Origin of the sequence: uncultured Devosia sp. (assembly GCF_964244875.1) — a bacterium.
Lineage (GTDB): Bacteria > Pseudomonadota > Alphaproteobacteria > Rhizobiales > Devosiaceae > Devosia.
The window spans coordinates 178,584-203,085 of the sequence record NZ_CAXTKA010000004.1 but is presented as its reverse complement, the minus strand read 5'-3'; the positions used below and the strand labels follow the sequence as shown (position 1 = coordinate 203,085).

Annotated in this window: 28 protein-coding genes; 19 read left to right on the top strand and 9 right to left on the bottom strand. The window is 62.9% G+C overall.

Annotation, left to right across the window (positions count from 1 at the left end; all coding sequences use genetic code 11):
• Positions 1–2: 2 nt before the first annotated feature.
• Entirely contained in the window at positions 3–293 is a 291-nt protein-coding gene (locus tag ACFE8X_RS07285) for a 4a-hydroxytetrahydrobiopterin dehydratase (RefSeq protein ID WP_375450790.1), read from the bottom strand.
• Positions 294–307: 14 nt separating this feature from the next.
• Complete coding sequence (locus tag ACFE8X_RS07280; RefSeq protein ID WP_375450789.1) at positions 308–1,318, bottom strand: LLM class flavin-dependent oxidoreductase; 1,011 nt, start codon at positions 1,316–1,318, stop codon at positions 308–310.
• Positions 1,319–1,515: 197 nt separating this feature from the next.
• Between ACFE8X_RS07280 and ACFE8X_RS07275 the strand changes: the two genes are divergently transcribed.
• Positions 1,516–2,073 carry a fasciclin domain-containing protein gene (locus ACFE8X_RS07275; protein ID WP_375450788.1) on the top strand — a complete coding sequence of 186 codons (558 nt, stop codon included), beginning with the start codon at positions 1,516–1,518 and terminating at the stop codon, positions 2,071–2,073.
• A 191-nt stretch (positions 2,074–2,264) separates the two neighbouring features.
• Positions 2,265–2,834, top strand: a complete 570-nt coding sequence (locus tag ACFE8X_RS07270) for an acyloxyacyl hydrolase (protein WP_375450787.1) — start codon at positions 2,265–2,267, stop codon at positions 2,832–2,834.
• Positions 2,835–2,856: 22 nt separating this feature from the next.
• On the opposite strand, the gene ACFE8X_RS07265 is transcribed toward ACFE8X_RS07270, so the two are convergent.
• On the bottom strand, positions 2,857–4,047 hold the full coding sequence (locus ACFE8X_RS07265) for an NAD(P)/FAD-dependent oxidoreductase (RefSeq protein ID WP_375450786.1): 1,191 nt from the start codon (positions 4,045–4,047) through the stop codon (positions 2,857–2,859).
• A gap of 468 nt (positions 4,048–4,515) precedes the next feature.
• On the opposite strand from ACFE8X_RS07265, the gene ACFE8X_RS07260 reads away from it, so the two are divergent.
• The gene (locus ACFE8X_RS07260) at positions 4,516–5,556 is read left to right on the top strand and encodes an aspartate-semialdehyde dehydrogenase (RefSeq protein WP_375450785.1); all 1,041 of its coding nucleotides are present in this window, start codon (positions 4,516–4,518) and stop codon (positions 5,554–5,556) included.
• A 306-nt stretch (positions 5,557–5,862) separates the two neighbouring features.
• Positions 5,863–6,747 (top strand): EamA family transporter, encoded by an 885-nt coding sequence (locus tag ACFE8X_RS07255; RefSeq protein ID WP_375450784.1) that lies wholly within the window; start codon positions 5,863–5,865, stop codon positions 6,745–6,747.
• 37 nt (positions 6,748–6,784) lie between these two features.
• Here the strand turns inward: ACFE8X_RS07255 and ACFE8X_RS07250 are convergent, their stop codons facing one another.
• Positions 6,785–7,117: a hypothetical protein gene (locus tag ACFE8X_RS07250; RefSeq protein WP_375450783.1), complete on the bottom strand. Its 333-nt coding sequence runs from the start codon at positions 7,115–7,117 to the stop codon at positions 6,785–6,787.
• A 247-nt stretch (positions 7,118–7,364) separates the two neighbouring features.
• A complete protein-coding gene (locus ACFE8X_RS07245) occupies positions 7,365–8,006 on the bottom strand; it encodes a carbonic anhydrase (RefSeq protein ID WP_375450782.1) in 642 nt (213 codons plus the stop codon).
• Between the two features lie 73 nt (positions 8,007–8,079).
• Here ACFE8X_RS07245 and ACFE8X_RS07240 point away from each other — a divergent pair, with 73 nt between their 5' ends.
• On the top strand, positions 8,080–8,286 hold the full coding sequence (locus tag ACFE8X_RS07240; protein ID WP_375450781.1) for a DUF1737 domain-containing protein: 207 nt from the start codon (positions 8,080–8,082) through the stop codon (positions 8,284–8,286).
• 3 nt (positions 8,287–8,289) lie between these two features.
• On the opposite strand, the gene ACFE8X_RS07235 is transcribed toward ACFE8X_RS07240, so the two are convergent.
• Entirely contained in the window at positions 8,290–8,859 is a 570-nt protein-coding gene (locus ACFE8X_RS07235) for an NUDIX domain-containing protein (RefSeq protein ID WP_375450780.1), read from the bottom strand.
• Positions 8,860–9,063: 204 nt separating this feature from the next.
• On the opposite strand from ACFE8X_RS07235, the gene sdhC reads away from it, so the two are divergent.
• From sdhC to ACFE8X_RS07200, 7 genes are all read left to right on the top strand, one after another.
• Positions 9,064–9,450 carry a succinate dehydrogenase, cytochrome b556 subunit gene (gene sdhC / locus ACFE8X_RS07230; protein WP_375450779.1) on the top strand — a complete coding sequence of 129 codons (387 nt, stop codon included), beginning with the start codon at positions 9,064–9,066 and terminating at the stop codon, positions 9,448–9,450.
• The gene (gene sdhD / locus ACFE8X_RS07225) at positions 9,450–9,842 is read left to right on the top strand and encodes a succinate dehydrogenase, hydrophobic membrane anchor protein (protein WP_375450778.1); all 393 of its coding nucleotides are present in this window, start codon (positions 9,450–9,452) and stop codon (positions 9,840–9,842) included. Before sdhC ends, sdhD begins: the two co-directional genes overlap by 1 nt.
• A gap of 4 nt (positions 9,843–9,846) precedes the next feature.
• Positions 9,847–11,661 (top strand): succinate dehydrogenase flavoprotein subunit, encoded by a 1,815-nt coding sequence (sdhA, locus tag ACFE8X_RS07220; protein WP_375450777.1) that lies wholly within the window; start codon positions 9,847–9,849, stop codon positions 11,659–11,661.
• Positions 11,661–12,014: a hypothetical protein gene (locus ACFE8X_RS07215; RefSeq protein ID WP_375450776.1), complete on the top strand. Its 354-nt coding sequence runs from the start codon at positions 11,661–11,663 to the stop codon at positions 12,012–12,014. Before sdhA ends, ACFE8X_RS07215 begins: the two co-directional genes overlap by 1 nt.
• Positions 12,015–12,037: 23 nt before the next feature.
• Positions 12,038–12,820, top strand: coding sequence for a succinate dehydrogenase iron-sulfur subunit (locus tag ACFE8X_RS07210; protein ID WP_375450775.1), 783 nt, complete (start codon positions 12,038–12,040; stop codon positions 12,818–12,820).
• 220 nt (positions 12,821–13,040) lie between these two features.
• Complete coding sequence (locus ACFE8X_RS07205; protein WP_375450851.1) at positions 13,041–13,289, top strand: BrnT family toxin; 249 nt, start codon at positions 13,041–13,043, stop codon at positions 13,287–13,289.
• On the top strand, positions 13,286–13,591 hold the full coding sequence (locus tag ACFE8X_RS07200; RefSeq protein WP_375450774.1) for a BrnA antitoxin family protein: 306 nt from the start codon (positions 13,286–13,288) through the stop codon (positions 13,589–13,591). The genes ACFE8X_RS07205 and ACFE8X_RS07200 overlap by 4 nt, the downstream gene beginning before the upstream one ends.
• A 72-nt stretch (positions 13,592–13,663) precedes the next feature.
• On the opposite strand, the gene ACFE8X_RS07195 is transcribed toward ACFE8X_RS07200, so the two are convergent.
• The 3 genes from ACFE8X_RS07195 to ACFE8X_RS07185 form a co-directional block, all read right to left on the bottom strand.
• Positions 13,664–14,773 (bottom strand): hypothetical protein, encoded by a 1,110-nt coding sequence (locus ACFE8X_RS07195; protein ID WP_375450773.1) that lies wholly within the window; start codon positions 14,771–14,773, stop codon positions 13,664–13,666.
• Between the two features lie 85 nt (positions 14,774–14,858).
• On the bottom strand, positions 14,859–15,800 hold the full coding sequence (locus tag ACFE8X_RS07190) for a DMT family transporter (protein ID WP_375450772.1): 942 nt from the start codon (positions 15,798–15,800) through the stop codon (positions 14,859–14,861).
• A gap of 206 nt (positions 15,801–16,006) precedes the next feature.
• A complete protein-coding gene (locus ACFE8X_RS07185) occupies positions 16,007–16,936 on the bottom strand; it encodes a tyrosine recombinase XerC (RefSeq protein ID WP_375450771.1) in 930 nt (309 codons plus the stop codon).
• A gap of 116 nt (positions 16,937–17,052) precedes the next feature.
• Here ACFE8X_RS07185 and ACFE8X_RS07180 point away from each other — a divergent pair, with 116 nt between their 5' ends.
• From ACFE8X_RS07180 to atpD, 7 genes are all read left to right on the top strand, one after another.
• Positions 17,053–19,221: a primosomal protein N' gene (locus ACFE8X_RS07180; protein ID WP_375450770.1), complete on the top strand. Its 2,169-nt coding sequence runs from the start codon at positions 17,053–17,055 to the stop codon at positions 19,219–19,221.
• Between the two features lie 30 nt (positions 19,222–19,251).
• On the top strand, positions 19,252–19,539 hold the full coding sequence (locus ACFE8X_RS07175) for a BrnT family toxin (protein ID WP_375450769.1): 288 nt from the start codon (positions 19,252–19,254) through the stop codon (positions 19,537–19,539).
• Positions 19,526–19,801, top strand: a complete 276-nt coding sequence (locus ACFE8X_RS07170; RefSeq protein ID WP_375450768.1) for a BrnA antitoxin family protein — start codon at positions 19,526–19,528, stop codon at positions 19,799–19,801. The genes ACFE8X_RS07175 and ACFE8X_RS07170 overlap by 14 nt, the downstream gene beginning before the upstream one ends.
• 222 nt (positions 19,802–20,023) lie before the next feature.
• Complete coding sequence (locus ACFE8X_RS07165; RefSeq protein ID WP_375450767.1) at positions 20,024–20,566, top strand: F0F1 ATP synthase subunit delta; 543 nt, start codon at positions 20,024–20,026, stop codon at positions 20,564–20,566.
• Positions 20,566–22,101: a F0F1 ATP synthase subunit alpha gene (gene atpA, locus ACFE8X_RS07160; protein WP_375450766.1), complete on the top strand. Its 1,536-nt coding sequence runs from the start codon at positions 20,566–20,568 to the stop codon at positions 22,099–22,101. The genes ACFE8X_RS07165 and atpA overlap by 1 nt, the downstream gene beginning before the upstream one ends.
• Positions 22,102–22,122: 21 nt before the next feature.
• A complete protein-coding gene (locus ACFE8X_RS07155; RefSeq protein WP_375450765.1) occupies positions 22,123–23,010 on the top strand; it encodes a F0F1 ATP synthase subunit gamma in 888 nt (295 codons plus the stop codon).
• A gap of 20 nt (positions 23,011–23,030) precedes the next feature.
• Complete coding sequence (gene atpD / locus ACFE8X_RS07150; protein ID WP_375450764.1) at positions 23,031–24,470, top strand: F0F1 ATP synthase subunit beta; 1,440 nt, start codon at positions 23,031–23,033, stop codon at positions 24,468–24,470.
• Positions 24,471–24,502 lie beyond the last annotated feature (32 nt).

The window sequence follows — 24,502 nt, the reverse complement described above, 5'->3', positions numbered from 1 at the left end:
GGTCAGGCCAGGATGGCGTCGATGGCCTGGGCCAGGGCGATGTCCTTGTCGGTGAGGCCGCCGGCGTCGTGGGTGGAGAGGATGATGGTGACGCTATCGTAGCTATTGGACCAGTCGGGGTGGTGGCCGGCCCGTTCGGCCGCCAGCGCCACGCGGGTCATGAAGCCGAAGGCCTCCGAGAAGCTCTTGAACTTGAAAACGTGGCTGATGGCATCGGCGGCCTCGTCGAGGACCCAGCCGTTGAGGCTGCGTAAAGCCGTGTCACGTTGCCTGGAGGTCAGTTTTTGCGCCATGTTCCGCGTTCCCGTCATTGCCGTGGCTCAAGCCCGAAGGCCTCTGCCACCAGTTGGTAGGAGCGCCGGCGCAAGGCGTAGTCGTGGATGGTGGTGGTGATCATCACCTCGTCGGGCTGGCTTTGGCCGATCTTGGCCATGATCTGATCACGCACGGTCTCGGGCGACCCAACGATCCAGAGCGTGGATTGATGCTCGATGATGCGGCGTTGCTCGGGGGTATAGACATGGGCGCTCGCCTGCTCGGGGGATACCAATTGACGGATCTGGCCGGAATGAAACAGCGCCCAGCTCAATTCCTGGGATCTGGAGAGGTAGCGGGCTTCCTCTTCGGTGGGGGCGCAGACCACCGAGACGCAGAGCATCGCCTGGGGTTTGGGAAAGGCCGGCGTGGCGCGAAAGCCGTAACGATAGGCCTCGAAGGCGGGCGCTGCCGGGGTGTGGCTGAAATGGGCGGCAAAGGCATAGCCGATGCCCAATTGGCCGGCAGCTTGCGCGCTGGAGCCGGAGGACCCCAGGAGCCAAAGCGGCGGCAGGTTGATGCCGCCAGGGGCCACGGCCACACGCGAATAGGGATGATCGGGGGGAAACCCGTCTTCCTCGAAGGCCAGCATCTCGCTGAGATAGGCGGAAAATTCCTCGCCGCCGCCGGTGCGCAGGGCGCGCATGGCATAGCCGTCGCCGCCCGGCGCGCGACCCAGGCCCAGGTCGATACGGCCCGGATGCAGGGCTTCGAGCGTGCGATAGGCCTCCACGATGCGCAACGGCGCGTGGTTGAGCAGCATGACGCCGCCGGAGCCGATGCGAATGGCCCTGGTGTGCGCGGCGGCGCTGCCGATCAGGATTTCGGGCACCGAGGAGGCGATCGAGGGCATGCCGTGATGTTCGGCATACCACAGGCGGGTAAACCCCAGCGCGTCGCCCAATTGGGCCAGCTTGATGGTTTCGGCCATAGCGTCGGCGGTGGACATGCCATCGGCGATCGGGGCAAGGTCCTGCATCGAAAGGGGAATGATCTGGGTCATGGCAGGGCCTTCATGCAAAATGGGCGAGCGGCCCGATCTGTATCGGCAAATTACGATGAAAGCGAGACGGGTGACGTGGCGGCCGCGTCATCGCGATGGTGCCAGGAAAAACATGGTTCAGCCACACATGTGAAACTAATGGGGCGGACGGCGCGTAGCTTTGTGCGACCAATCAGCGTCACCTCAGGGAGATCATCATGGCTACCAAGTTCCTCAAAGCTCTTCTCGTTGCTTCGGCCGTACTTGTCTCGACATCGGCTTTCGCCCAGGAAGCATCGGTCCGCGTCGGCGGGGCGCCGATGTACGCCTCCAAGAACATCATCGAAAATGCCGTCAATTCGAAGGACCACACCACGCTGGTTGCCGCCGTCAAGGCTGCCGGCCTCGTCGATGCGCTGTCGGGCGCCGGCCCGTTCACCGTGTTCGCGCCGGTCAATGCGGCCTTTGCCGCCCTGCCCGAAGGTACGGTCGATACCCTGCTCAAGCCTGAAAACAAGGGCATGCTGACCAAGATCCTGACCGCCCATGTGGTTGCCGGCAAGTATTCCGATGCCGATCTGCTGGCCAAGGCCGAAGCCAATCCGGGCGGCTTCACGCTCAAGACGCTGTCGGGCGACACGCTGCAATTCACCAAGCTGGGCTCGGTGCTTTATGTCGTGGACGAGAGCGGCGATGCTGCCAAGATCACCATTTCGGACGTCAACCAGTCCAATGGCGTGATCCATGTCGTCAACAAGGTGCTGCTGCCGAAATAAGGCCCGCGCCCTCGCGCAATGAAGGGCTCGTGCCGCATGGCACGGGCCTTTTTCGTTTCGGCAGGCGTGGCCGGTTCATCACACCGGCCAAGTTTCAGCGCGACGCCATTGACTCCGCTCGGCAATACCGGCTCACTGAGCCATCCTGGGATCGAGTGCGTATTGGTATGGCGTATAAGCGGTTAATCGGTTTGGCCCTGCTGGCCGGGTTGGGGACGATCGGGCCTGCATCGGCGCAGGATATGCTGTCGCCCGAGCCGGTCGCCGGATGGGTCGATGAAATTCGTTTCGGCATCCACGCCCATGACGTCGATTATGCGGCGCTGCCGTTTCGGGTCGGCGAATGGGATTTGAGCCAGATCGAGGATGTCAGCTTCGACGTCCTGTTCACCTCCCCCGATCTCGATGTGTTCCGCTGGATCGGTTCTCCGCGGCCCGAACTGGGCGCGACGATCAACCTGGACGGGCAGGAAAGCCTGGCGCATCTGGGGCTGACCTGGCAGGTCAAGCTGTTCGACAGCCCGGTCTATCTGGAAGGCACATTGGGTGCGGCCGCTCACAGCGGCTATAATCTCAATGCGCCGCCGGGCTTCAAGAATTTTGGCTGCACGGTCAATTTCTACGAGCGGTTCGGCATCGGTACCGAACTGGGCGAAAACGCGACGGCGACGCTGACCTATGAGCACAGCTCCAACAATAATCTGTGCGACGCCAATGACGGGTTGTCCAATTTCGGCCTGCGGGTCGGCTGGAAGTTCTAGCCGCGCTGTCGCCCGATCGGTGCTAGGCCACTTGCCCGGCGGCCCAGCCGGAGGCCCAGGCCCACTGGAAGTTATAGCCACCGAGCCAGCCGGTGACGTCGACGACTTCGCCCACGAAATAGAGGCCGGGAAGGGCGCGGGCCGCCATGGTCCTGGCATCGAGGTCGCGCGTGTCAATGCCGCCCAGGGTGACTTCGGCGGTGCGGTAGCCCTCCGAGCCGACGGGTTTCAGGCTCCAGGCCTTGAGCTTGGCCTCGACGAGGGCGAGCTTTTTGTCGGGGAAATCGCCGATCATGGTGTGCATGTCCAGTTCGTCCCCCAGCAATTGGGCTAGCCGCTTGGGCAGCGTATTGGCGATGATGGTTTGCACTTGCAGCTTGGGGGTCGCGGCGCGGGCGGCGCGCAGCAGATCGATGGCGCTGACATGGGGCAGCAGGTCGACGGCGATGGCATCGCCTTCGCGCCAATAGGAGGAAATCTGCAGGATCGCCGGGCCGGACAGGCCGCGATGGGTGAACAGCAGGGCTTCCTCGAAGCGGGTCTTGCCATGGCTGACGATCGCGCCGGTGGCGATGCCGGCCAGGTCCTTGAGCTTGTCCAGGGCGCCGGTCTCGAAGGTCAGCGGCACCAAAGCGGGGCGGGTGTCGGTGACGCGCAGGCCGAACTGGGCCGCAAGCTGGTAGCCAAGGCTGGTGGCGCCCATTTTGGGGATGGATTTGCCGCCGGTGGCGACGATCAGGCTGTCGGAGGTGGCGTAGCCCGAGGCGAAACGGACGGAGAAACCGGTCGCGGTTTTTTCGACGGCTTCGATCGTGGTGGAAAAGGAAAAGGCGACACCCGCCTCGCGCATTTCGCCCAGCAGCATGGTGTTGATCTGGGTGGCGGGGCCATCGCAGAACAATTGGCCGAGCCCTTTTTCGTGGAACGTGATGCCGTGACGGCGCACCAGGGCGATGAAGTTTTCAGGCGTGTAACGGCTTAACGCCGACAAGGCAAAGCGTGGATTTTGCGACAGGAAGCGGTCGCGGCCGGCCTCGACCGTGGCGTTGACATTGGTAAAGTTGCAGCGGCCGCCGCCGGAAATGCGGATCTTTTCGCCGGCATATTGGACATGGTCGACCAGCAGGACCCTGCGGCCGCGTTTGCCGGCTTCGATGGCGGCCATCATGCCGGCGGCGCCGGCGCCCAGGATGATGACGTCGTAATGGGCCATGGTTTTGGGCCTTTCAGGTTTGGCGGCAGTTACAGCCATGGGGGGTGGTGAGGCAAGCCTTGAGTGCCACGCCCTCGTGGTTCGAGGGTCGCTGCGCTCCCACCTCACCATGAGGACTACGAAGAGCTTTGAAACCTCATGGTGAGGTGCGAGCCCTTGCGAGCCTTGAACCACGAGGTTGGGCATTCCAGCCCGCCAAATTCATTGACTCTTTGCCATTTGGGCGTATGAGAACCAAGCTTCCAACACAGCGGTCAAACCGATGCGCAGCGCTTCGATCATCGCCATGATGAGCACCACCGGGCTGAAAGCCCGCCGTGGTCTTGCAGCGTTGGTAAGCAAAACCACCAAAACCGCCTGACGCTTTTCCCCGGGTCGCTTCCCGACGGGGAGAGGCTGGACCCGGATGGGCCGCTTTGCTTGAGCAAGGCGCGGGAGCGGAAAATGGTCAGGGACTGGAGTTCTGTCATGGGTTATCGCGTCGCCGTCATCGGTGCCACCGGCAATGTAGGCCGGGAAGTTCTCAATATCCTGGCCGAACGCAAGTTCCCCGCCGACGAAGTGGTGGCGCTGGCCTCCTCGCGCTCGACGGGGCGCGAAATTTCCTATGGCGACAAGGTGCTGAAGGCCAAGAACCTTGACGATTACGATTTCAAGGGCATTGATTTTGCCATCATGTCGGCCGGCTCGGACGTGTCCAAGCTGTGGGCGCCCCGCCTGGGCCAGATGGGCATCGTCGTCATCGATAATTCCAGCTTCTGGCGTTATCATTCGGATGTGCCGCTGATCGTGCCGGAAGTGAACGCGCATGTGCTGGATGGCTACATGGCCAATCCCCGGCGCAACAATATCATCGCCAATCCGAACTGCTCGACCGCCCAACTGGTGGTGGCGCTCAAGCCATTACACGATTTTGCCAGGATCAGGCGCATTGTCGTCGCAACCTACCAGTCGGTATCGGGCGCCGGCAAGGAAGGGGTCGACGAGCTCTGGAACCAGACCAAGGGCATCTTCGTCAACGACACGGCAACGCCGGGCAAGTTCCCCAAGCAGATCGCTTTCAACGTTATCCCCCATATCGATGTGTTCATGGAAGACGGCTCCACCAAGGAAGAGTGGAAGGTGATGGCCGAAACCAAGAAGATCCTCGATCCCAAGATCAAGGTGAGCTGCACGGCCGTGCGCGTACCGGTGTTCGTGGGGCATTCCGAAGCGGTCAATATCGAATTCGAAAATCCCATCTCGGCCGATGAAGCGCGCGATATCCTGCGCGAGGCGCCGGGCATTGCGGTGCTCGACAAGCGCGAGCCCGGTGGCTACGCAACTCCCGTCGATGCGGCGGGCGAGTACGACACCTTCGTGTCGCGCATCCGCGAGGACAGCACGATCGAAAACGGGCTCAATATCTGGATCGTGTCGGACAATCTGCGCAAAGGCGCCGCGCTCAACGCCATCCAGATCGCCGAAACGCTGATCGCGCGCAACCTGATGGCCAAGCAGGCGGCTTAGGACCGACCGCTATTCAGCTGATGCTGGCCTGCAAATGATGGTTTGCTGTGCTTCCGGTCCTCACGTACCAACGTACGCTCCGGTCCGGTTCTCGCAAACCACCATTTTCGGCTCAGCCTGAGCTGAATTTCGGTCGGTCCTCGAACCTTCTGGCAGCGGCGAGTTGCAAGCAGTTTCTATCAACACACGCGGTGTCATACCGGCGCAGGCCGGTACCATCTTGAGATCTCAGGATAGGCCCGGCCTGTGTCGGGGTGATACCCTGCGTGCGAATGCCTTTGTGCAAGTTCCGAGCAAGACTTTTCCATGCCCTTTCGCGACCTCCTCCTCGCCCTTGTCGTCGTCATCATCTGGGGGCTGAATTTCGTGGCGATCAAATGGGGCGTGGCGGAAATTTCGCCGTTCCTTTTGACCGCGCTGCGCTATATCGGCTGTGCGCTGCCGGCGGTGTTCTTCATCCGCAAGCCGGCCGTAAGCTGGCGCCTGTTGATCGTTTACGGCGTCAGCGTCGGCGTGCTGCAGTTCAGTTTGCTGTTTTCGGCGATCCAGTTGGGCATGCCGGCCGGGCTGGCGAGCCTGGTCATGCAGATGCAGGTGTTCTTCACCATGGCGCTTGCGGTGCTGTTTCTCGGGGAACGACCGGGACCGTTCCAGATCGGCGGGGCAGCGGTGGCCCTGGTCGGGCTCGGGGCGATCGCGGCCGAGCAATTGGGTGGCGCGGTGCTGCTCCCACTGCTGATGACGCTTGGCGCCGCCTTGTTCTGGGGCATTTCCAATATTGCCACCAAGCGCGCCGGGACGGTGGACATGCTGGGCTTCGTGGTGTGGGGGAGCCTGGTCCCGCCGATCCCGATGCTGGCGCTGTCACTGCTGTTCGAGGGGCCGCAGGCATTCGCAGCGCTCGGGACGGTGAGCCTTTTGGCAATCGGCTCGGTGCTGTTTATCGCCTATGGCTCGACGCTTTTGGGATATGGCGCCTGGGCGGTGCTGCTGGGGCGGCATCCGGCGAGCCTGGTGGCGCCGTTTTCGCTGCTGGTGCCGGTGGTGGGGTTTGCTGCAGCCATGGTGCTGCTCGGCGAGGCGGTCAGCGGGCTCGAAATTTTCGGCAGCGCGCTGATTTTTTTGGGGCTGGTGATCAATGTATTCGGGCGGCGCTTATTGGCACGCTTGCGGCCCGCGCCGGCCGGATAAAGCCGCCCCGGCAAACCGGGACGGCCGGGCACAAGGCTTAGTCGGACAGCGATCCGGGGGTCGCCGGCTCGGTGGTGTCCGGGGTCGCGGGCGCCATGCCGCTATCGGGCGCCATGCCCTCGGCCGGCGCTGCCGGGGCGGCCGCAGGCTGCAGGGCGCCAAGCTCGGTCGTGGACAGCCCGGCGCTGACATCGACATCGGCCGTGTTGAACTCGTCCTCGCTCAGATCGGGCCAGACGGCCTGCAATTCGGCGAACGACAGCTCACCGCTGGTGTCGGCATCGACATCGGCGAACGTGCTGGGTGTCTGGGCAAAGGCCGCGCCGGAAAGGCCCAGCACGACGAGCGAGGATACAATGATCTTGTTCATGGCGGTTAAGCTCCATGTTGGTGGAGATAAAAGCGGTGACCGGTTAGCCGATCGCCGACGGCGCGCTCTCCGGCGAGCCATGGCCGGACCATGGGCGCACAATGTGGTGATGGACGGCCCGAAAGCGGGCGCTCGGCCGGGCAATTGTGGGTCATTTGCGGGCGTCGGATGGTTCAAAACGAGGCCGCGAGCCGTCGACAGCGGTGCGCCCCGGACGGAAAACCGTCCAGTACCGAAGCTTTAGCGCCTAGATCGCGGGGCGGATGAAATCGCCGCTATCGGCGTCCATGATCCACAATTCGCCGCTCGAAATATCGAACCAGGCGCCATGCACGGCCAGCTGGCCGGCACTTTCCAGTTCGGCGACGTAAGGAAAGGTGCGCAGGTTGTGGATCGAGGAGCGGATGGAGATGCGCTCGAGTGCGGTCTGGCGCTCGGCGGGGGTCATGGCATCGTTCTGGCCGACCTGGCCAGGTACGTCGCCGAGCATGCTCATCCACTTGCCGATGAAATCGCCGGCATCGAGCGGGGTGGAGTCGGGGTTGAGCGCCGCCTTGATGCCGCCGCAGCGGCCATGGCCCATGACCACGATATTGGCGATGTTCAACGCCTTGACGGCAAATTCGATGGCCGCCGAGGTGCCGTGCTGGCCGGCATCGGGCTGGTAGAGCGGCACCAGATTGGCGACATTGCGCAGGACGAACAATTCGCCCGGGCCGGCATCGAAAATGGTTTCGGGGGCCGCGCGGCTGTCGCAGCAGGCGATGATCATGGTGGTGGGGGTCTGCCCCTGATCGGCCAGCTCGCGCATCCGCTCGCGTTCACGGGCATAGCGGCCGGCCATGAAATTGGCGTGGCCCGTCAGCAGATGGTCAGGAAACCGGTGCATGGCTTCTCGATTAGCGCTAAGAGCGGGCAAGATCAACTGCCGCGCCCCGGCGCGCGCCGCATTGGGGGCATGCATGCAGATATACCGGTTCTTGTCGGGCGAGGACGATTCCAGTTTTTGCCACAAGGTGACCAAGGCGCTGTCGGAGGGCTGGCTCCTGCACGGATCGCCCAGCTATGCCTATGACGGCTCGGGCCAGAAGATGCGCTGCGGCCAGGCGGTGACCAAAATGGTTGCGGACCAGCCCTATGATCCGGACCGCAAGCTGGTGGATTACTAAGCGCTAGCGGTTCAGCGCCAGCCAGTGCAGCAGCATAATCGTCTTGGCATCGATGATGGCGCCGCTGCCGATGCCGGCCAGGGCATCGTCCAGGCGCATTTCAAGCACTTCGATCTCCTCGCCTTCCGCCGCGAGGCCCCCGCCGGGGGCGATCCTGGTGCCGGCATCGTAGTGACCCACGAACAGGGACAGCCGCTCGGTCAGCGAGCCGGGGCTCATATAGGCGTCGAACAGCCATTGCACGTCGCGCGGGCGATGGCCGGTTTCCTCCAGCGCCTCGCGCATGACGCCGCTTAGCTTGTCGTCCTCGTCGAGCAGGCCGGCACAGGCCTCGATCAGCCAGGCCGGATCGCCGTTGAGGCTGACCGGATGGCGGTATTGGCGGGTCAGCAGCACGGTGCGCCGGGCCGGGTCGAACAGGATGATGGCGACGGCATTGCCGTGGTCGTAGATCTCGCGGCTCTGGCGCTGCCAGGTACCATTGGCGTGCCGGTAATCCAGCGTCGCAAGGGTCAGCGTGCCCCAGGCCCTGGAGAGGATTTGGGTGGCGACAACTTTGATACGTTCGTCCATCTCGGCTCCCTGGCCTTCGACCTGCCGGTGCCAAATGGCAGGTCCGGCGCCGCCCGGCAAGGGGTGGAGGCAGCCGCGGCCTTGATGGGGCCAAAGTTTATCTTGCCGCGCTGTTTTAGCGCTTTGACGAGGAGCCTGACCGGGGCTAGAAGTCTCGAACCATTCCAAACTGTAGCGGCGTGCGCCGCGTAACAGCGAGGCCCTATGCCGGTTCGACCCCGCCCCCTGTCTCCCCATTTGCAGATCTATCGCTGGACCATCACGATGACGATGTCGATCGTGCATCGGGCCACCGGCATCGCCAATTACCTGGGCACGCTGTTTCTGGTGATCTGGCTGTGCGCCGCGGCCTGGGGCCCGGGTCCGCTGGACATGGTCAACGCCATTTACGGCAGCTGGCTGGGGCAATTGGTGCTGTTCGGCTATAGCTGGTCGCTGCTGCATCACATGCTGGGCGGGGTTCGCCATTTCGTGTGGGACAGCATTCATGGGCTCGAGGCGGGGCAGCGCGAGCTGCTGAGCTGGGTCAATCTGGGCGCCTCGGTGGTGCTGACCCTTCTGGTATGGACCATTTTCGTGTGGGTGCACTGATGCGCGAACGGATCCTGACCCGCGAGATCATCGCCGATCCCAAAAGCAAATATGGCGACGCAAGGGCCTCGACGCGCCATTTCATCATCCAGCGGGCGACCGGAGCGAGCAATATCGCCTTTGTGGGCCTGCTGGTGTTCGTGGTGGTGCGCCTGGCGGGACAGGACCGGGCGGCAATGGCCGCAATGATCGGCAATGGCTGGGTCGGCATACCGCTGGCAATTCTGCTCGCCATCGTCACCGTGCATATGCGCAACGGCATGCGCGACATCCTCGAGGATTATTTCGCCGGGCGCACCTATCGCTTCTACATGATGGTCAACACCATGTTCTGCATCCTGATCGCCCTGGTCGGCGTGGCCGCGATCATCAAACTCGTGTTCTGGGGTTAGCGCTGTGGCTGGTGGGTACGAAATCATCGACCATGAATTCGACGTGGTGGTCGTGGGCGCCGGCGGGGCGGGGCTGCGCGCCACGCTGGGCATGGCCGAACAGGGGTTCAACACTGCCTGCATCACCAAGGTGTTTCCCACCCGCAGCCATACCGTGGCGGCGCAGGGCGGCATCGCAGCCTCGTTGCAGAATATGGGGCCCGATAGCTGGCAATGGCACATGTACGATACCGTCAAGGGATCGGACTGGCTGGGCGACAACGACGCCATGGAATATCTGGCGCGCGAGGCGCCGGCGGCGATCTATGAGCTGGAGCATTACGGCGTGCCGTTCTCGCGCACCGAGGCCGGCAAGATCTACCAGCGGCCCTTTGGGGGGCACATGACCGAATTCGGCGACGGTCCGCCGGTGCAGCGCACCTGCGCCGCGGCCGACCGGACGGGCCACGCGATTCTGCACACGCTGTACGGGCAATCGCTGCGCAACAATGCGCAGTTCTTCATCGAGTATTTCGCGCTCGATTTGATCATGGGCGAGGATGGCGCCTGCCAGGGGGTGATCGCCTGGAAGCTGGATGACGGCACCATGCACCGGTTCCGCGCCAAGACCACGGTTCTGGCAACGGGGGGATATGGGCGCTCGTATTTTTCGGCGACCTCCGCCCATACCTGCACCGGGGACGGCAATGGCATGGTGGCCCGGGCCGGATTGCCGCTGCAGGACATGGAATTCGTGCAGTTCCACCCCACCGGTATCTATGGCGCCGGGGTGCTGATCACCGAAGGCGCGCGCGGCGAAGGCGGCTACCTGACCAATTCGGAGGGCGAGCGCTTCATGGAGCGCTATGCCCCCAATGCCAAGGACCTGGCCTCACGCGATGTGGTGTCGCGCTGCATGACGCTGGAAATTCGCGAAGGGCGTGGCGTCGGTCCCAAGAAGGACCACATCCACCTGCATCTGGATCACCTCGATCCCAAGGTGCTGCATGAGCGGCTGCCGGGGATCACCGAAAGTGCCAAGATTTTTGCCGGCGTCGACCTGACGCGCGAACCGATTCCGGTGCTGCCGACTGTGCACTACAATATGGGCGGCATCCCGGCCAACTATCATGGCGAAGTGCTGAACCCGACCGAAGCCGAGCCCGACCGCATCGTGCCCGGGCTGATGGCGGTCGGGGAAGCGGCCTGCGCCTCAGTGCATGGCGCCAACCGGCTGGGGTCCAATTCGCTCACGGACCTCGTGGTGTTCGGCCGTGCCGCCGCCTTGCGGGCCGGTGTGGTGATCGACCGGCAGGCGCCCATCCCGGCGATCAATGCGACGGCGGATGAACAGATCATGGCGCGGTTCGAGCGGCTGCGTACCGCCAATGGCGGCCGGCCGACGGCAGACCTGCGAGAAGCCATGCAGCGCACCATGCAGGAGGATGCAGCGGTGTTCCGCACCGGCGAGACGCTGCAATCGGGCGTCAAGCGCATGAGCGACATCTATGCCCAATTGAGCGACGTCAAGGTCTCCGACCGCTCGCTGATCTGGAATTCGGACCTGGTGGAAACGCTGGAGCTGGAAAACCTGATGGCCAATGCCATAGTCACCGTGGTGAGCGCCGAGGCCCGCCACGAAAGCCGCGGCGCCCATGCCCGCGAAGATTTCGCCAGCCGCGACGACATCAACTGGCGCAAGCATACGCTGAGCTGGATCGATGCAGCCACGGGCCAGGTGCGGCTGGGCTACCGGCCGGTCCATGTCGATCCGCTGACGCCCTATGAGCAAGGCGGCATCGATCTCAAGAAGATCGCGCCCAAGGCGCGGGTGTATTGATGCGTGCGCTGGTTGCGGCAAGGTCGGACCTCAAGTGCGCTCGCGGCAAGGGCACTGCCATGACGGCGGCTTGGACCTTGGGCGTGCTGCTGGCGGGATTGGGCGCGGGGGCCGCGATGGCGGCGCCGCCGAGCGCAGAGCAAAAGGCGCAGTTTTATGCCACCTGCATGGGCATCGCGCAGGATGCGAAACTGTGTTCGTGCAAGGCCGATGCGGCGCTGACGCTGATCGATGCCGATTTCATGGCGGTAGTGATCAATTCCATGCGCGGCAAGACGCTGCCGGTTGAATATTCGGTGCCGTACAACACCTATGTCGGCAAGTCCAACCAGGTCTGCAAGCCGAACTACTGAGCTTTGGAATAAAGGATTTCGTGATGGTCGAGCTGCTGCTCCCGAAAAATTCGCGGCCTGCAAAGGGCAAGTCCTGGCCCAAGCCGGCCGGCGCCAAACGGCTGCGGGAATATCACATCTATCGCTATGATCCCGACGGCGACGCCAATCCGCGCATCGATACCTACTTCGTCGATCTGGACGATTGCGGGCCGATGATCCTGGATGGCCTGCTCTGGATCAAGAACAAGGTCGATGCGACGCTGGCCCTGCGCCGCTCGTGCCGCGAAGGGATCTGCGGCTCCTGCTCGATGAACATCAACGGGCTCAATACCCTGGCCTGCACCAAGGGCATGGACGATTCCAACGGGCCGATCAAAATCTATCCGCTGCCGCATATGCCGGTGGTCAAGGACCTGGTGCCGGACCTGTCCAACTTTTATGCCCAGCACCGGGCCATCGAGCCGTGGCTCAAGACCACGTCGCCGACGCCGGACACGGAGTGGACGCAAAGCGTGCCGGAGCGCTCCAAGCTGGACGGGCTCTACGAATGTATCCTGTGCGCCTGCTGCTCGACGTCCTGCCCCAGTTACTGGTGGAACGGGGAAAAGTATCTGGGCCCCGCGGCGCTGCTGCAGGCCTATCGCTGGCTGATCGATTCGCGTGACGAAAGCCAGACCGAGCGGCTCGACGATCTGGAAGATCCGTTCAAGCTCTATCGCTGCCATACCATCATGAATTGCGCCAAAGTGTGCCCGAAAGGGCTGAACCCGGCCAAGGCGATCGCCGAAATCAAGAAAATGATGGTCGAGCGCCGGGCGGCTTAAGCTCGCAACGATCACATGCTAGATGTCACCCCGGCGCAGGCCGGGGCCCTTTCGGAGATGCTTGACGAGCACCGAAACCTTGCGGCTGTGGCCATATCTCGGGGATGGGTTCTGCCCTGGCGGGCATGACACCGAGGTGGATTGGCGTTGGCCCAAAGCCGCAAGATTATCGTCGTTACACTATTGTTGACGCAGCAAATAAACGGCACTACATAAATTGATGGAAGTCGTCTGGGACGAGCCCAAGCGGCTAGCCAATCGCATCAAGCAGGGGCTGGATTTCGCGGATCTAACGCCGGAGTTTTTTGCCTCGGCCAAAACCGGTAATGCCAAACGCAGTCGCCTTATTGCGATCGGCGCGCTGGCAGACGGCACGGTAACAGTAATATTCGTTAAGCTCGGTTCGGAAGGGCTCTCCGTAATCTCGATGCGGCCGGCGAGTGCAAAAGAAAGGTTGGTTCTACCATGAACAAACGGGAAGTGATCAAGGAGTTTGTGCCGGGTCAAGGGTACACTCAGGAAGACTGGGATGAGGTGTCCGACAATCCTGAACTTACGGAGGAGGAGCTAGCGCAGATGCGGCCCTTTGCCGAGGTGTTTCCGGAACTGGCGGAGAGCATACGGCGTGGGCCGGGGCGGCCGGCGCTGAACAGGCCCAAGCAGCAGGTGACATTACGGCTCGATGCCGAGGTGTTGACGCGGTTGCGGGCCTCGGGCCCGGGATGGCAGGCCCGCGTCAATGCTGTGCTGAAAAAGGAACTGGGGTTGTAGCGCGCAGCTGCGCACCCCTGCGACAACAAACGGCGGGACCAGGGTCCCGCCGTTTGCAGTTAAAGCTGACAGTCAGTCGATCAGGATGATCGTGCCGGCTTCGAAGGCTGCCTTGCAGTCGTCCCGGTCATGACGCAGATCGGTATCGAGCAGCGAGGTAGCGGTGCCGGGGCCCTGGAAACGCGGATCATCGCACTGGTTATCATTGGCGTAGCTGGAGGTATTGTCGCCAAAATTGATGCCCTTGCTGTCATAGGGCGCACCGGCGGCATAGGCGGGCTCATAGACCGCAATGATGGTCAGCGAACCGGATTCAACCAGGGTGCGGCAGTCGGTGGCATCGTTGGAGATGTCTTCGGGCAGCAGTTTTTTGTCCATGCCTTCGCCGGTGAAGCGCAGATCGTCGCATTCCCCGTCATTGGCATAGCGGCCATTGTCGGTGCCGAAGTCGAACGGGGCCGGATCGTTGGTTTCGCCGACCTTGAAGGTTGCCGTGCCTGCATCGACGGCGGCACGGCAGTCGGTGGCGTCGTGCATGCGGTTGTCCTGGCTGGGCTCGCTGGCAACGCCGGCCCCTTCGAAGCGGGGATCGTCGCATTCGCCGTCATTGTTGTATTCGCCGGTATCGTCGCCATAAACGATTTCGGCGGTTGCGACCGGCGTATCGCTCGACGTGGTGTCCTTGAGGGTGATGGTGCCGGCCTCATAGGCGGCCCGGCAATCGGTGGCGTCTTTCTTGAGATCGGCGTCGACCAGTTCATCGGCAGAGCCGGTGCCCTCGAAACGCGGATCGTCGCACTCGCCGTCCTTGTTCCATTCGCTGCTGTCATCGCCAAAGTCGATGGCATCGATGGGGCTGGCAATGGCGATATCGGCGGGGGACGTCGTGGTCGCCTTGAGGGTCACCGTGCCGGCCTCGAACGCTGTCCGGCAGTCGGTGGCGTCTTTCTTGAGGTCGACATCGACCACTTCATCGGCCAATCCGGCGCCTTCGAAGCGCGGGTCGTCGCACTCGCCGTCATTGTGCCATTCGCTGGTGTCGTCCCCGAAGTCGATATCGGCCGGTGCGGCCGTGGTCGGGGGGGCGCCGGTTTTTTGCGCCAAGGCGGGTGCTGCGGCCAATCCCATGGCCAGGACCAGTCCCGCCAAGGCACAGCTCAGCCGTTTCGTCGTCTTGCTCATCGTTTGTTCTCCCAAGCTCTTTCTGCACAAGGCTGGCTGCACATTACAGCGGCTTTGCGGCAGGCCAAAGTCTTTGCCAGAGGATTCAGGCCTGGCGGTGCCTGGCCCGGCGCTCGGCATGGCTGAACATGACTGAACCCAGGATGACCAGCGCCGTGCCGATCGCGTGAAAGACGGTAAATGGTTCGGACAGGAAAATCACCGCGAAGGCAATGGTAACGATAGGGCCAAAGGCGGCGGTCGAGGCATTGGCGCGCGGGCCGATCCGGGCAATGGCGGCATTCATCAGAAACGACGGCAAGACCGTGGCAAAGACGCCCAGCCCCAAGCCATAGACCCATACCAGTGGCGGCAAGCGGGTGAAGGCATCGATGCCCCCGATGACCGCGCTCTGGCCGATGGCGCAGAGGGCGGCGGTCGACATGCCGATACAGGTGAACAGCCCGGTGCCAAGCTGGCGCATGCGGTCGCGGGCGAACAATTGGTAAAAGGCGAAAGTCACGGCGGCAGTCAGCACCAGCAGCGTGCCTTGCCACAGCCCTTCAGGCTCGGACACCAGGCTCCAGCCGAACAGCAGCACGATGCCGCCATAGGCCACCAGCATGCCGGGCACGATGCGCCAGTCAAAGCGCTCGCGGAAGAACAGGGCACCGAACAGCACGACGAAAAAGGGATAGGTGAACAGCACCAGCCGGCCATATTGGGCGGTGATGAAATTGAGTGCCGCGAAATCGAGATAGCTGGAAATGTAATAGCCCAGGATGCCGGTGCCCATGGCGGGGATCACCGTGGCGGGTGACAGCTTGCGGCGCAGGCCGGGGTCGCGCCGCAGGATGGTCACCATGATGATCAGATAAACCGGCAGCGCCACCAGCATGCGCAGTGCCAGCAGCGTTTCGGTGGGCGCGCCCTGGGCATAGGCGAGCTTGATCAGGATGGACTTGGAGGAAAACAGGATCGCCCCGCCAACGGCGAAGGCATAGCCCAGGGGATCGGCGGCAGTGGTGGTCGCGGCAGGCGATGACATTGGTGCAGTCCTTGAAGGACCCGCCTGCGGCACCGGCGCCGAAGGGCGGGCCGGTGAACACGACGTCGCTTAAGGCGTCAGCGCGCGTTCCGGACCCAAAGGGAGCCAGAAATCCGGATCGTAAGAAGGAGAATGTTGGATAAGCGCATGGCCAAGCTCGTACACCGAAGATTTGTCACTGTCAAAGTGAGCAGGATGCTAACGAATCAGCCGCGCGGATGCGCTTTTCGGTAACTGTCCAGCAGGCGTTCGGTATCGACGGCGGTGTAGATCTGGGTGGTGGACAGCGAGGCATGGCCCAGCAATTCCTGGATCGCCCGCAGATCGCCGCCGCGGCTGAGCAGGTGCGTGGCAAAGGAATGGCGCAGCGCATGGGGTGTCGCCGAGGGCGGCAGTCCGAGTGCCCCGCGCAGTTGGGCGACCCGCAATTGCACCAGCCGCGGCGACAGCACGCCGCCCCGCAGGCCCCGGAACAGCGGCTCCTCGGGCCAAAGCTTGAATGGACACAGCTCAAGATAGACATCGATGGCACGGCGAACGGTATCGATCAGCGGCACCAGGCGGATCTTGCCGCCCTTGCCGGTGACGCGCAACGCCGTGCCTTCGAGATCGCTGCGGGTGACCGCCAAAGCCTCGGCAATGCGCAGGCCGGCGCCATAGCACAGCGAGAGCACAGCCATGTCGCGTGCCGCGATCCAGGGGCGCTCTTCAATCGCGGCGGTGGTGGTGATGGTGCCGCGCGCCTCGACGACGGTCAGCGCCTTGGGCAAGGTGCGCGCCAGCCTGGGGGTGCGGATGATGTTGAGTGCCTCGGTGGCCAGCACGCCTTCGCGCTCCAGGAAGCGGAAAAAGGATTTGAGCGCCGACAGCACCCGGGCCAGCGAGCGCGACCCCAGGCTCTCGGTGCGGCGCCGGGCCATGAAGGCGCGGATATCGGCGGCGCGCAAATCCGCGAGCGTCACCAGGCTTACCGGTCCACCGGTATGGGTGCACAAAAACGCCAGGAACTGGTCCAGATCGCGCGCATAGGCCTCGATCGTATTGTCCGCCAAGCGCCGCACGGAGCCGAGTTCGCGCTGCCACAGGCTGATCTGGGCGCGCATGACGTCATCGGTGGCAAAGGCAGAATCGGCCATGGGCAGAGCCTAATCCGAAGCGGTTAGAAAATCGTAGCGCAAGACGGGGTTGGCGCCAGGCCTTGGCAAAATCACTTGCTTTTCCCCTGCTGAAAATGCGAACAGAACGAGCACAAATGGAACAGCACCCGGACATAGTGGCGGTGATGGTGGGGGTAGCCGTGGAGGGCCCCTATTCTTATCGCGTGCCACCCGGCATGCGGGTAAGCCGTGGCTCGATCGTCTCGGTGCCCCTGGGGCCGCGGCTGACGTTGGGCGTGGTGTGGGGGCTGCCCAAGGACATGGTGGCCCATAACCGGCTCAAGGACATAGCCTACGCCTATGACGTGCCGCCGTTAAGCGAGGAATTGCTGAGGCTGGTGGATTGGATCGCCCGCTATACGCTGGCCCCTCCCGGACAGGTGTTGCGGGCGGTGCTGCGCTCGAGCGAGGCGCTGGAAGCGCCCAAGCCGTTGGTGGCGTTTCGGCGGACGGGACAAGAGCCGGATCGGCTGACGCCGGCGCGGTTGCGCGTACTCGATGTGCTCAATGATGGCGAGGCCTGGCCCAAGGCGGCGCTGATCGGAGCCGCCGGAGTTTCGGCCTCGGTCATTGAAGGGCTGGAGCGGGCCGGGGCCTTGGAACGGCTGCAGATGGTGCCGCCGCCGGTGGTTTCGATCCCCGATCCGAACGGGGCGGTCGCGGTGCTGAACAGTGCGCAAGAGGCGGCGCTGGCCCAGATCGCCGCGCTCGATGCGCATGCGTTCGGCGTGGCACTGCTCGATGGAGTGACCGGTGGCGGCAAGACCGAAGTGTTCTTCGAGGCCGTTGCCGATACCTTGAGGGTGGGCCGGCAGGCCTTGATCCTGCTGCCCGAAATCGCGCTGACGCATACCTTTCTGGAGCGATTCAGCAAGCGGTTCGGGACCAAACCGGCCGAGTGGCATTCGGACATGACGCCGGTGCAGCGCGGCAAGGTGTGGCGCGGGGTGCTGGACGGCACGGTGCGGGCAGTAGTGGGCGCACGATCGGCGCTGTTTCTGCCGTTTCGCGAACTGGGCATGCTGGTGCTCGATGAGGAGCATGACGGGGCCTACAAGCAGTCTGAAGGCGTCAACTATCACGGGCGGGACATGGCGGTGGTGCGTGCGCACCTGGCCAATGCACGGGTGATCCTGTCGTCGGCAACGCCGTCCGTCGAGACACGCAACAATGCCAATGTGGGCCGGTACGCGCATGTGCTGCTGACTGCGCGCTTTGCCGAGGCGGCGATGCCCGACATCACGGCGATCGACATGCGGGTGGACGGGCCGGAAAAAGGCCAATGGATCGCGCCACGACTGGCGCGGGAAGTGTTTGCGGCAATCGAGCGTGGCGAGCAGGCGCTGCTGTTCCTCAACCGGCGCGGCTATGCGCCGCTGACGCTGTGCCGCGCCTGCGGACATCAATATCAATGTCCTGATTGTTCGGCCTGGATGGTGGAGCACCGGTTTCGCGGCGTGTTGATGTGCCACCATTGCGGGCACGAAGTGCGCACGCCAAAGGTGTGCGGCAAGTGCGGCGAGGCCGATACGCTGACCGCGGTGGGCCCGGGCATCGAACGGGTCGCCGAGGAAGCTGCGGCGCGGTTTCCCGATGCGCGCCGGGTCATCCTGTCCTCGGACATGGGCAGCAACGCGCAATTGCGCGATCGCTTCACCGAAATCGAGAAGGGTGAGTTCGATCTGATCATCGGCACGCAGTTGGTGGCCAAGGGTCATCATTTCGAAAAGCTCTCGGTGGTGGGCGTGCTCGATGCCGATCTGGGGCTGGCGCATGGCGATCCGCGGGCGGCGGAGAAAACGTTCCAAATCCTGACCCAGGTGGCGGGCCGGGCCGGGCGGGCGTCGCGCACCGGCAAGGCGTTCTTGCAGACCTATCATCCCGAGCATCCGGTGATGCGGGCCATGGTGAGCGGGGATCGCGAGGCGTTTTACAGCCATGAATTGCTGGCCCGCGAGGCAGGCGGGCTGCCCCCGTTCGGGCGGCTGGCGGCGTTGATCGTTTCGGCCAACGAACACGACGCGGCAATGGGATTTGCCAAAAAACTGCTCTCGGCGGCCCCAATGGCCGAGGGGGTCAAACTGTTCGGCCCGGCCGATGCGCCGGTGGCCATGGTGCGCGGCCGCCACCGGGTGCGGCTTCTGGCGCAATCGGGCAAGGATTTCGACCTCAGCGGCTATGTGCGGTTCTGGCTGGGATCGGCGGAGAAAGTGACGGGCAATCTGCGGGTCCAGGTCGATATCGATCCGATGAGCTTTATGTAATGACGTTTGTCACGACATGTATCTGGTGATATGGTGCAGATCAATGGCTTCCAATGGGACGACGGCAATCGTGAGAAGTGCTGCAAGCATGGCGTGCCATTGCAGGACATCGAGGCGCTATTCGTATCCGGTAGCTTGATCGTGTTGCCAGATCCTTTTCCAGGTGAAAGCCGCTTGCGCGGCATTGGTCAGTCGTCTGCCGGGCGCCATATCTTTGTGGTTTGGACGATACGCGCAGTTGGCGGTTTGCACTTGGTTCGCCCGATCAGCGCTCGGTACATGCATGCCAAGGAGGTAGAGTATTATGAGCAAGCTTAACGTTGAAAAGGCTGCATTGCCAAGCTTCGCGAGCGACGAGGACGCCGAGGAATTCGTAGGGAACAGCGACTTGACGCAGTTTGATCTGAGCGGAGGGAAGCCAGTGAACTATGAATTCAGGCCGAAGGCGACCACGATCAGCATGCGTGTCTCCCAAGACCTGCTCGACGCCGTCAAGGTCTGCGCCCGGCAAGACGGCGTACCCTATCAAAGGTTCATCCGGCAAACGCTGGAAGCCGCGGTGATGCGCAACAAGCGTTAAGAGGCCCCTGCGACACTTTCGTCAGCCGTGAATCTCACCCCCAAGCCTTGCAAGCCGCGCGGGGCTTGTGCTAGAGCCAGCGCAACCTTGAAGGGGTCTCCAGACGGCCCCATTCTCACCAAAACAACAAGCGTCAGTGATCGCCTGGGTTCCTTCGAGTTCTGAGACGAAGAGGCAGGCGGCAACCAAGAGGGTGATGCGGCATTGGCAGCGCAGAATTCAGTGCTTGTGCAGATTGCGCGACCGTATGCGTCGGCGCTGTTCGACCTCGCTGAAAGCGAGAACCAGCTGGCGTCGGTCGAAACGTCGCTGTCCGACATTTCCCGGCTGATCGGGGAAAGCGAAGATTTCTCCCGGTTCCTGCGGTCTCCGGTGATTACCGGCGATGCCAAGGCCGTTGCGCTCGACGCCCTTCTGGCCAAGGCCAGTACCAATGGGCTCGTGGCCAATTTTCTCAAGCTGGTGGCCCGGAACGGACGCCTGTTCGCGATGGACCAGATCATCGTGGGCTTTCGCGAACTCGCGGCCAAAGCGCGCGGGGAAGTCACGGCCGAGGTTACATCGGCCGCACCGTTGACAGGCGCACAGGTTGCCGAGCTGGCTGAGACGCTCAAGACCAGGATCGGCAAGACCGTCACGCTCAATCAATTCGTCGATGCATCGCTCATTGGCGGCCTTCAGGTGAAGGTCGGCAGCCAGATGATCGACTCATCCCTCAAGACAAAACTCGCTGCGATGAAGATCGCCATGAAAGAGGTCGGATAATGGACATCAAAGCCGCGGAAATTTCTGCGATCCTCAAGGACCAGATCAAGAATTTCGGCCAGGAAGCCCAGGTCTCCGAAGTCGGCCAGGTGCTCAGCGTCGGCGATGGCATTGCGCGCGTCTATGGCCTGGACAAGGTGCAGGCCGGTGAGCTCGTGGAGTTCCCGGGCGGTATCAAGGGCATGGCACTGAACCTTGAAACCGACAATGTCGGCGTCGTGATCTTTGGCAATGACCGCTCGATCAAGGAAGGCGATGTCGTCAAGCGCACCGGCTCGATCGTGGACACCCCGGTCGGCAAGGGCCTGCTGGGCCGCGTGGTCGATGGACTTGGCAATCCGATCGACGGCAAGGGCCCGATCGAGCACACCGAACGCCGCCGCGTCGACGTCAAGGCGCCGGGCATCCTGCCGCGCAAGTCGGTGCACGAGCCGATGTCGACCGGCCTCAAGGCCATCGATGCGCTGATCCCGATCGGTCGTGGCCAGCGCGAGCTGATCATCGGCGATCGCCAGACCGGCAAGTCGGCGATCATTCTCGACACGTTCCTCAACCAGAAGCCGGCCCATGATGCGGGCGCGTCGGAAACCGACAAGCTCTATTGCATCTATGTCGCGATCGGTCAGAAGCGCTCAACCGTGGCGCAATTCGTGCGCCAGCTCGAAGACGCCGGCGCGCTGCAATATTCCGTGGTGATCGCCGCGACAGCGTCCGATCCGGCGCCGCTGCAATATATCGCGCCGTTCACCGGCTGTGCCATCGGCGAGTTCTTCCGCGACAATGGCATGCATGCCGTGATAGCCTATGACGATCTGACCAAGCAGGCCGTGGCCTACCGCCAGATGTCGCTGTTGCTGCGCCGCCCGCCGGGGCGCGAGGCCTATCCGGGTGACGTCTTCTATCTGCACTCGCGCCTGCTCGAGCGCGCGGCAAAGCTGAATGAAGACCATGGCCTGGGATCGCTCACCGCGCTGCCGGTGATCGAAACGCAGGCGAATGACGTGTCGGCCTATATCCCGACCAATGTGATTTCGATCACCGACGGGCAGATTTTCCTTGAGACCAACCTGTTCTTCCAAGGTATCCGGCCGGCCGTGAACGTGGGTCTGTCAGTGAGCCGCGTGGGTGGTTCGGCCCAGATCAAGGCGATGAAGCAGGTTGCGGGCTCGCTCAAGGGCGAGCTCAGCCAATATCGTGAAATGGCCGCTTTTGCCCAGTTCGGATCGGACCTGGATGCCTCGACGCAGCGGCTGTTGAACCGTGGCGCCCGGCTGACCGAATTGCTCAAGCAACCTCAGTTTTCCCCGCTCAAGACCGAGGAGCAGGTGGCTGTGATCTTTGCCGGCGCCAACGGGTATCTTGACTCCATCCCGGTCAACAAGGTTGCCGACTTTGAAAAGACCGTGTTGTCGGCGCTGCGCGGCAAGCATGCTGAACTGCTCGGCACGATCGCCAGCGAAAAGCAGTTGAGCGACGATACTCGCGCCAAGCTCAAATCGGCGCTCGATGACGTCAAGAAGACCTACGCGGCCTAAGGCCCAGGAGACGACAGGCCCATGCCTTCGCTAAAGGACCTCAAGAACCGGATCGACTCGGTCAAATCGACCCAGAAGATCACCAAGGCCATGCAGATGGTCGCGGCCGCAAAATTGCGCCGCGCGCAGGATGCGGCCGTGGCGGCGCGCCCCTATGCCGAGCGCATGGGCAAGGTGCTGGCCGCGCTGGGCGCCGTCTATGACGGGCAGGAAAACGCTCCGGCGCTGCTGGGCGGCACGGGCAAGGACCAGGTGCATCTGCTGGTCGTGGCGACAGGTGAACGCGGCCTTGCGGGCGGCTTCAACTCGTCCATCGCGCGGCTGGCGCGCGAGCACGCGGCCAAGCTGCTCAGCCAGGGCAAGACCGTCAAAATCCTGACCGTGGGGCGCAAGGGCAACGATATCCTGCGTCGGCAGTATCCGCAGCTGATCGTGGACACGTTCAATTTTCGCGAGATCAAGCAGGTCGGGTTTGTCCAGGCCCAACAGGTCGCCGAAAAGGTGCTGGCCATGTTCAATGTCGGCGAGTTCGACGTGGCCACGCTGTTTTTTGCCAAGTTCGGCTCGGTGATCAGCCAGGTGCCGACGGCGCTGCAGCTTATTCCGGCCAAGCTCGACAAGCCGACGGGCGAAGGCAATGCCGAGGCAGCGACTGTGCCTTATGAATATGAGCCCAGCGAAGAGGCGATCGTGGAAGACCTGCTGCCGCGCAATATTGCGGTACAGGTGTTGCGGGCGCTGCTGGAAAATTCGGCATCGTTTTATGGCGCGCAGATGTCGGCCATGGACAATGCCACCCGGAACGCCGGAGAAATGATCGGCAAGCTGCAGCTGAGCTATAATCGCCAGCGCCAGGCCCAGATCACCAAGGAACTCATCGAAATCATTTCGGGCGCGGAAGCGCTCTAATCATCAGCGAGGACGAACAAATGGCAGACAAAAAGGCCGGTCGCGTATCGCAGGTCATCGGCGCCGTCGTGGACGTCACGTTCGACGATCACCTGCCCGCGATTCTCAATGCATTGGAAACCTACAATAACGGCCAGCGCCTGGTGCTGGAAGTGGCGCAGCATCTCGGCGAAAACGCGGTGCGCACCATTGCCATGGACACCACTGAAGGACTGGTGCGCGGCGCCGAAGTGACGGATTTGGGCGGCGCCATTTCGGTGCCGGTGGGCGAAGCGACCTTGGGCCGCATCATGAACGTCATCGGCGAGCCGATCGATGAAGCCGGCCCGATCTCGGGCGAAGCCACCCGCGAAATTCACCAGGATGCTCCGGCGTTTGCCGAGCAGAGCCCGGAGTCGCAGGTTCTGGTCACCGGCATCAAGGTTGTCGATTTGATCGCGCCCTATGCGCGCGGCGGCAAGATCGGCCTGATGGGCGGCGCCGGCGTGGGCAAGACCGTCTTGATCCAGGAATTGATCAACAACGTTGCCAAGGCGCATGGCGGTTATTCGGTGTTTGCGGGCGTGGGTGAACGCACGCGCGAGGGTAACGATCTCTATCACGAAATGATCGAGTCGGGCGTGAACAAGGACCCCCATGAAAATGGCGGCTCTGCTGCCGGCTCCAAGTGCGCACTGGTGTTTGGCCAGATGAACGAGCCGCCGGGCGCGCGCGCCCGCGTGGCGCTGACGGGCCTGACCGTGGCTGAAAATTTCCGCGACCAGGGGCAGGACGTCTTGTTCTTCGTGGACAATATTTTCCGCTTTACCCAGGCCGGCGCCGAAATGTCGGCGCTGCTCGGCCGTATTCCGTCCGCGGTGGGGTACCAGCCGACGCTGGCCACCGACATGGGGCAGATGCAGGAGCGCATCACCACCACCAACAAGGGATCGATCACCTCGGTGCAGGCCGTGTACGTGCCGGCCGACGATCTGACCGACCCGGCGCCGGCGACTTCGTTTGCCCATTTCGACGCCGTGACGGTGCTGAACCGCGCGATTTCGGAAAAGGGCATCTACCCGGCCGTCGATCCGCTGGCGTCCAACTCGCGTATCCTTGATGCCAATGTCGTCGGCCAGGATCACTACGACGTGGCCCGCCGCGTCCAGGAAGTGTTGCAGAAGTACAAGGCGCTGCAGGACATCATCGCCATCCTGGGCATGGATGAGCTCAGCGAAGAAGACAAGCTCACCGTGGCGCGGGCGCGCAAGGTCGAGCGCTTCATGAGCCAGCCTTTTGACGTGGCCGAAGTGTTCACCGGCTCGCCCGGCGTGTTCGTGCAGCTCGAAGATACCATCAAGGGCTTCAAGGGCCTGGTGGCGGGTGAATATGATCACTTGCCGGAGGCGGCTTTCTACATGGTCGGGACCATCGAGGATGCGGTCAAGAAGGCGCAAAAATTGGCAGCCCAAGCTGCCTAGTTGACGCTGCATGGCTCGCTGGGATCAGCGGG

Excerpts from the sequence above, each read along its gene's own strand:
- ACFE8X_RS07285 (WP_375450790.1), bottom strand. The coding sequence starts at position 293 with ATGGCGCAAAAACTGACCTCCAGGCAACGTGACACGGCTTTACGCAGC.
- ACFE8X_RS07280 (WP_375450789.1), bottom strand. The coding sequence starts at position 1,318 with ATGACCCAGATCATTCCCCTTTCGATGCAGGACCTTGCCCCGATCGCC.
- ACFE8X_RS07275 (WP_375450788.1), top strand. The coding sequence starts at position 1,516 with ATGGCTACCAAGTTCCTCAAAGCTCTTCTCGTTGCTTCGGCCGTACTT.
- ACFE8X_RS07265 (WP_375450786.1), bottom strand. The coding sequence starts at position 4,047 with ATGGCCCATTACGACGTCATCATCCTGGGCGCCGGCGCCGCCGGCATG.
- ACFE8X_RS07260 (WP_375450785.1), top strand. The coding sequence starts at position 4,516 with ATGGGTTATCGCGTCGCCGTCATCGGTGCCACCGGCAATGTAGGCCGG.
- ACFE8X_RS07255 (WP_375450784.1), top strand. The coding sequence starts at position 5,863 with ATGCCCTTTCGCGACCTCCTCCTCGCCCTTGTCGTCGTCATCATCTGG.
- ACFE8X_RS07250 (WP_375450783.1), bottom strand. The coding sequence starts at position 7,117 with ATGAACAAGATCATTGTATCCTCGCTCGTCGTGCTGGGCCTTTCCGGC.
- ACFE8X_RS07245 (WP_375450782.1), bottom strand. The coding sequence starts at position 8,006 with ATGCACCGGTTTCCTGACCATCTGCTGACGGGCCACGCCAATTTCATG.
- ACFE8X_RS07240 (WP_375450781.1), top strand. The coding sequence starts at position 8,080 with ATGCAGATATACCGGTTCTTGTCGGGCGAGGACGATTCCAGTTTTTGC.
- ACFE8X_RS07235 (WP_375450780.1), bottom strand. The coding sequence starts at position 8,859 with ATGGACGAACGTATCAAAGTTGTCGCCACCCAAATCCTCTCCAGGGCC.
- sdhC (WP_375450779.1), top strand. The coding sequence starts at position 9,064 with ATGCCGGTTCGACCCCGCCCCCTGTCTCCCCATTTGCAGATCTATCGC.
- sdhD (WP_375450778.1), top strand. The coding sequence starts at position 9,450 with ATGCGCGAACGGATCCTGACCCGCGAGATCATCGCCGATCCCAAAAGC.
- ACFE8X_RS07215 (WP_375450776.1), top strand. The coding sequence starts at position 11,661 with ATGCGTGCGCTGGTTGCGGCAAGGTCGGACCTCAAGTGCGCTCGCGGC.
- ACFE8X_RS07210 (WP_375450775.1), top strand. The coding sequence starts at position 12,038 with ATGGTCGAGCTGCTGCTCCCGAAAAATTCGCGGCCTGCAAAGGGCAAG.
- ACFE8X_RS07205 (WP_375450851.1), top strand. The coding sequence starts at position 13,041 with ATGGAAGTCGTCTGGGACGAGCCCAAGCGGCTAGCCAATCGCATCAAG.
- ACFE8X_RS07200 (WP_375450774.1), top strand. The coding sequence starts at position 13,286 with ATGAACAAACGGGAAGTGATCAAGGAGTTTGTGCCGGGTCAAGGGTAC.
- ACFE8X_RS07195 (WP_375450773.1), bottom strand. The coding sequence starts at position 14,773 with ATGAGCAAGACGACGAAACGGCTGAGCTGTGCCTTGGCGGGACTGGTC.
- ACFE8X_RS07190 (WP_375450772.1), bottom strand. The coding sequence starts at position 15,800 with ATGTCATCGCCTGCCGCGACCACCACTGCCGCCGATCCCCTGGGCTAT.
- ACFE8X_RS07185 (WP_375450771.1), bottom strand. The coding sequence starts at position 16,936 with ATGGCCGATTCTGCCTTTGCCACCGATGACGTCATGCGCGCCCAGATC.
- ACFE8X_RS07180 (WP_375450770.1), top strand. The coding sequence starts at position 17,053 with ATGGAACAGCACCCGGACATAGTGGCGGTGATGGTGGGGGTAGCCGTG.
- ACFE8X_RS07175 (WP_375450769.1), top strand. The coding sequence starts at position 19,252 with ATGGTGCAGATCAATGGCTTCCAATGGGACGACGGCAATCGTGAGAAG.
- ACFE8X_RS07170 (WP_375450768.1), top strand. The coding sequence starts at position 19,526 with ATGAGCAAGCTTAACGTTGAAAAGGCTGCATTGCCAAGCTTCGCGAGC.
- atpA (WP_375450766.1), top strand. The coding sequence starts at position 20,566 with ATGGACATCAAAGCCGCGGAAATTTCTGCGATCCTCAAGGACCAGATC.
- ACFE8X_RS07155 (WP_375450765.1), top strand. The coding sequence starts at position 22,123 with ATGCCTTCGCTAAAGGACCTCAAGAACCGGATCGACTCGGTCAAATCG.
- atpD (WP_375450764.1), top strand. The coding sequence starts at position 23,031 with ATGGCAGACAAAAAGGCCGGTCGCGTATCGCAGGTCATCGGCGCCGTC.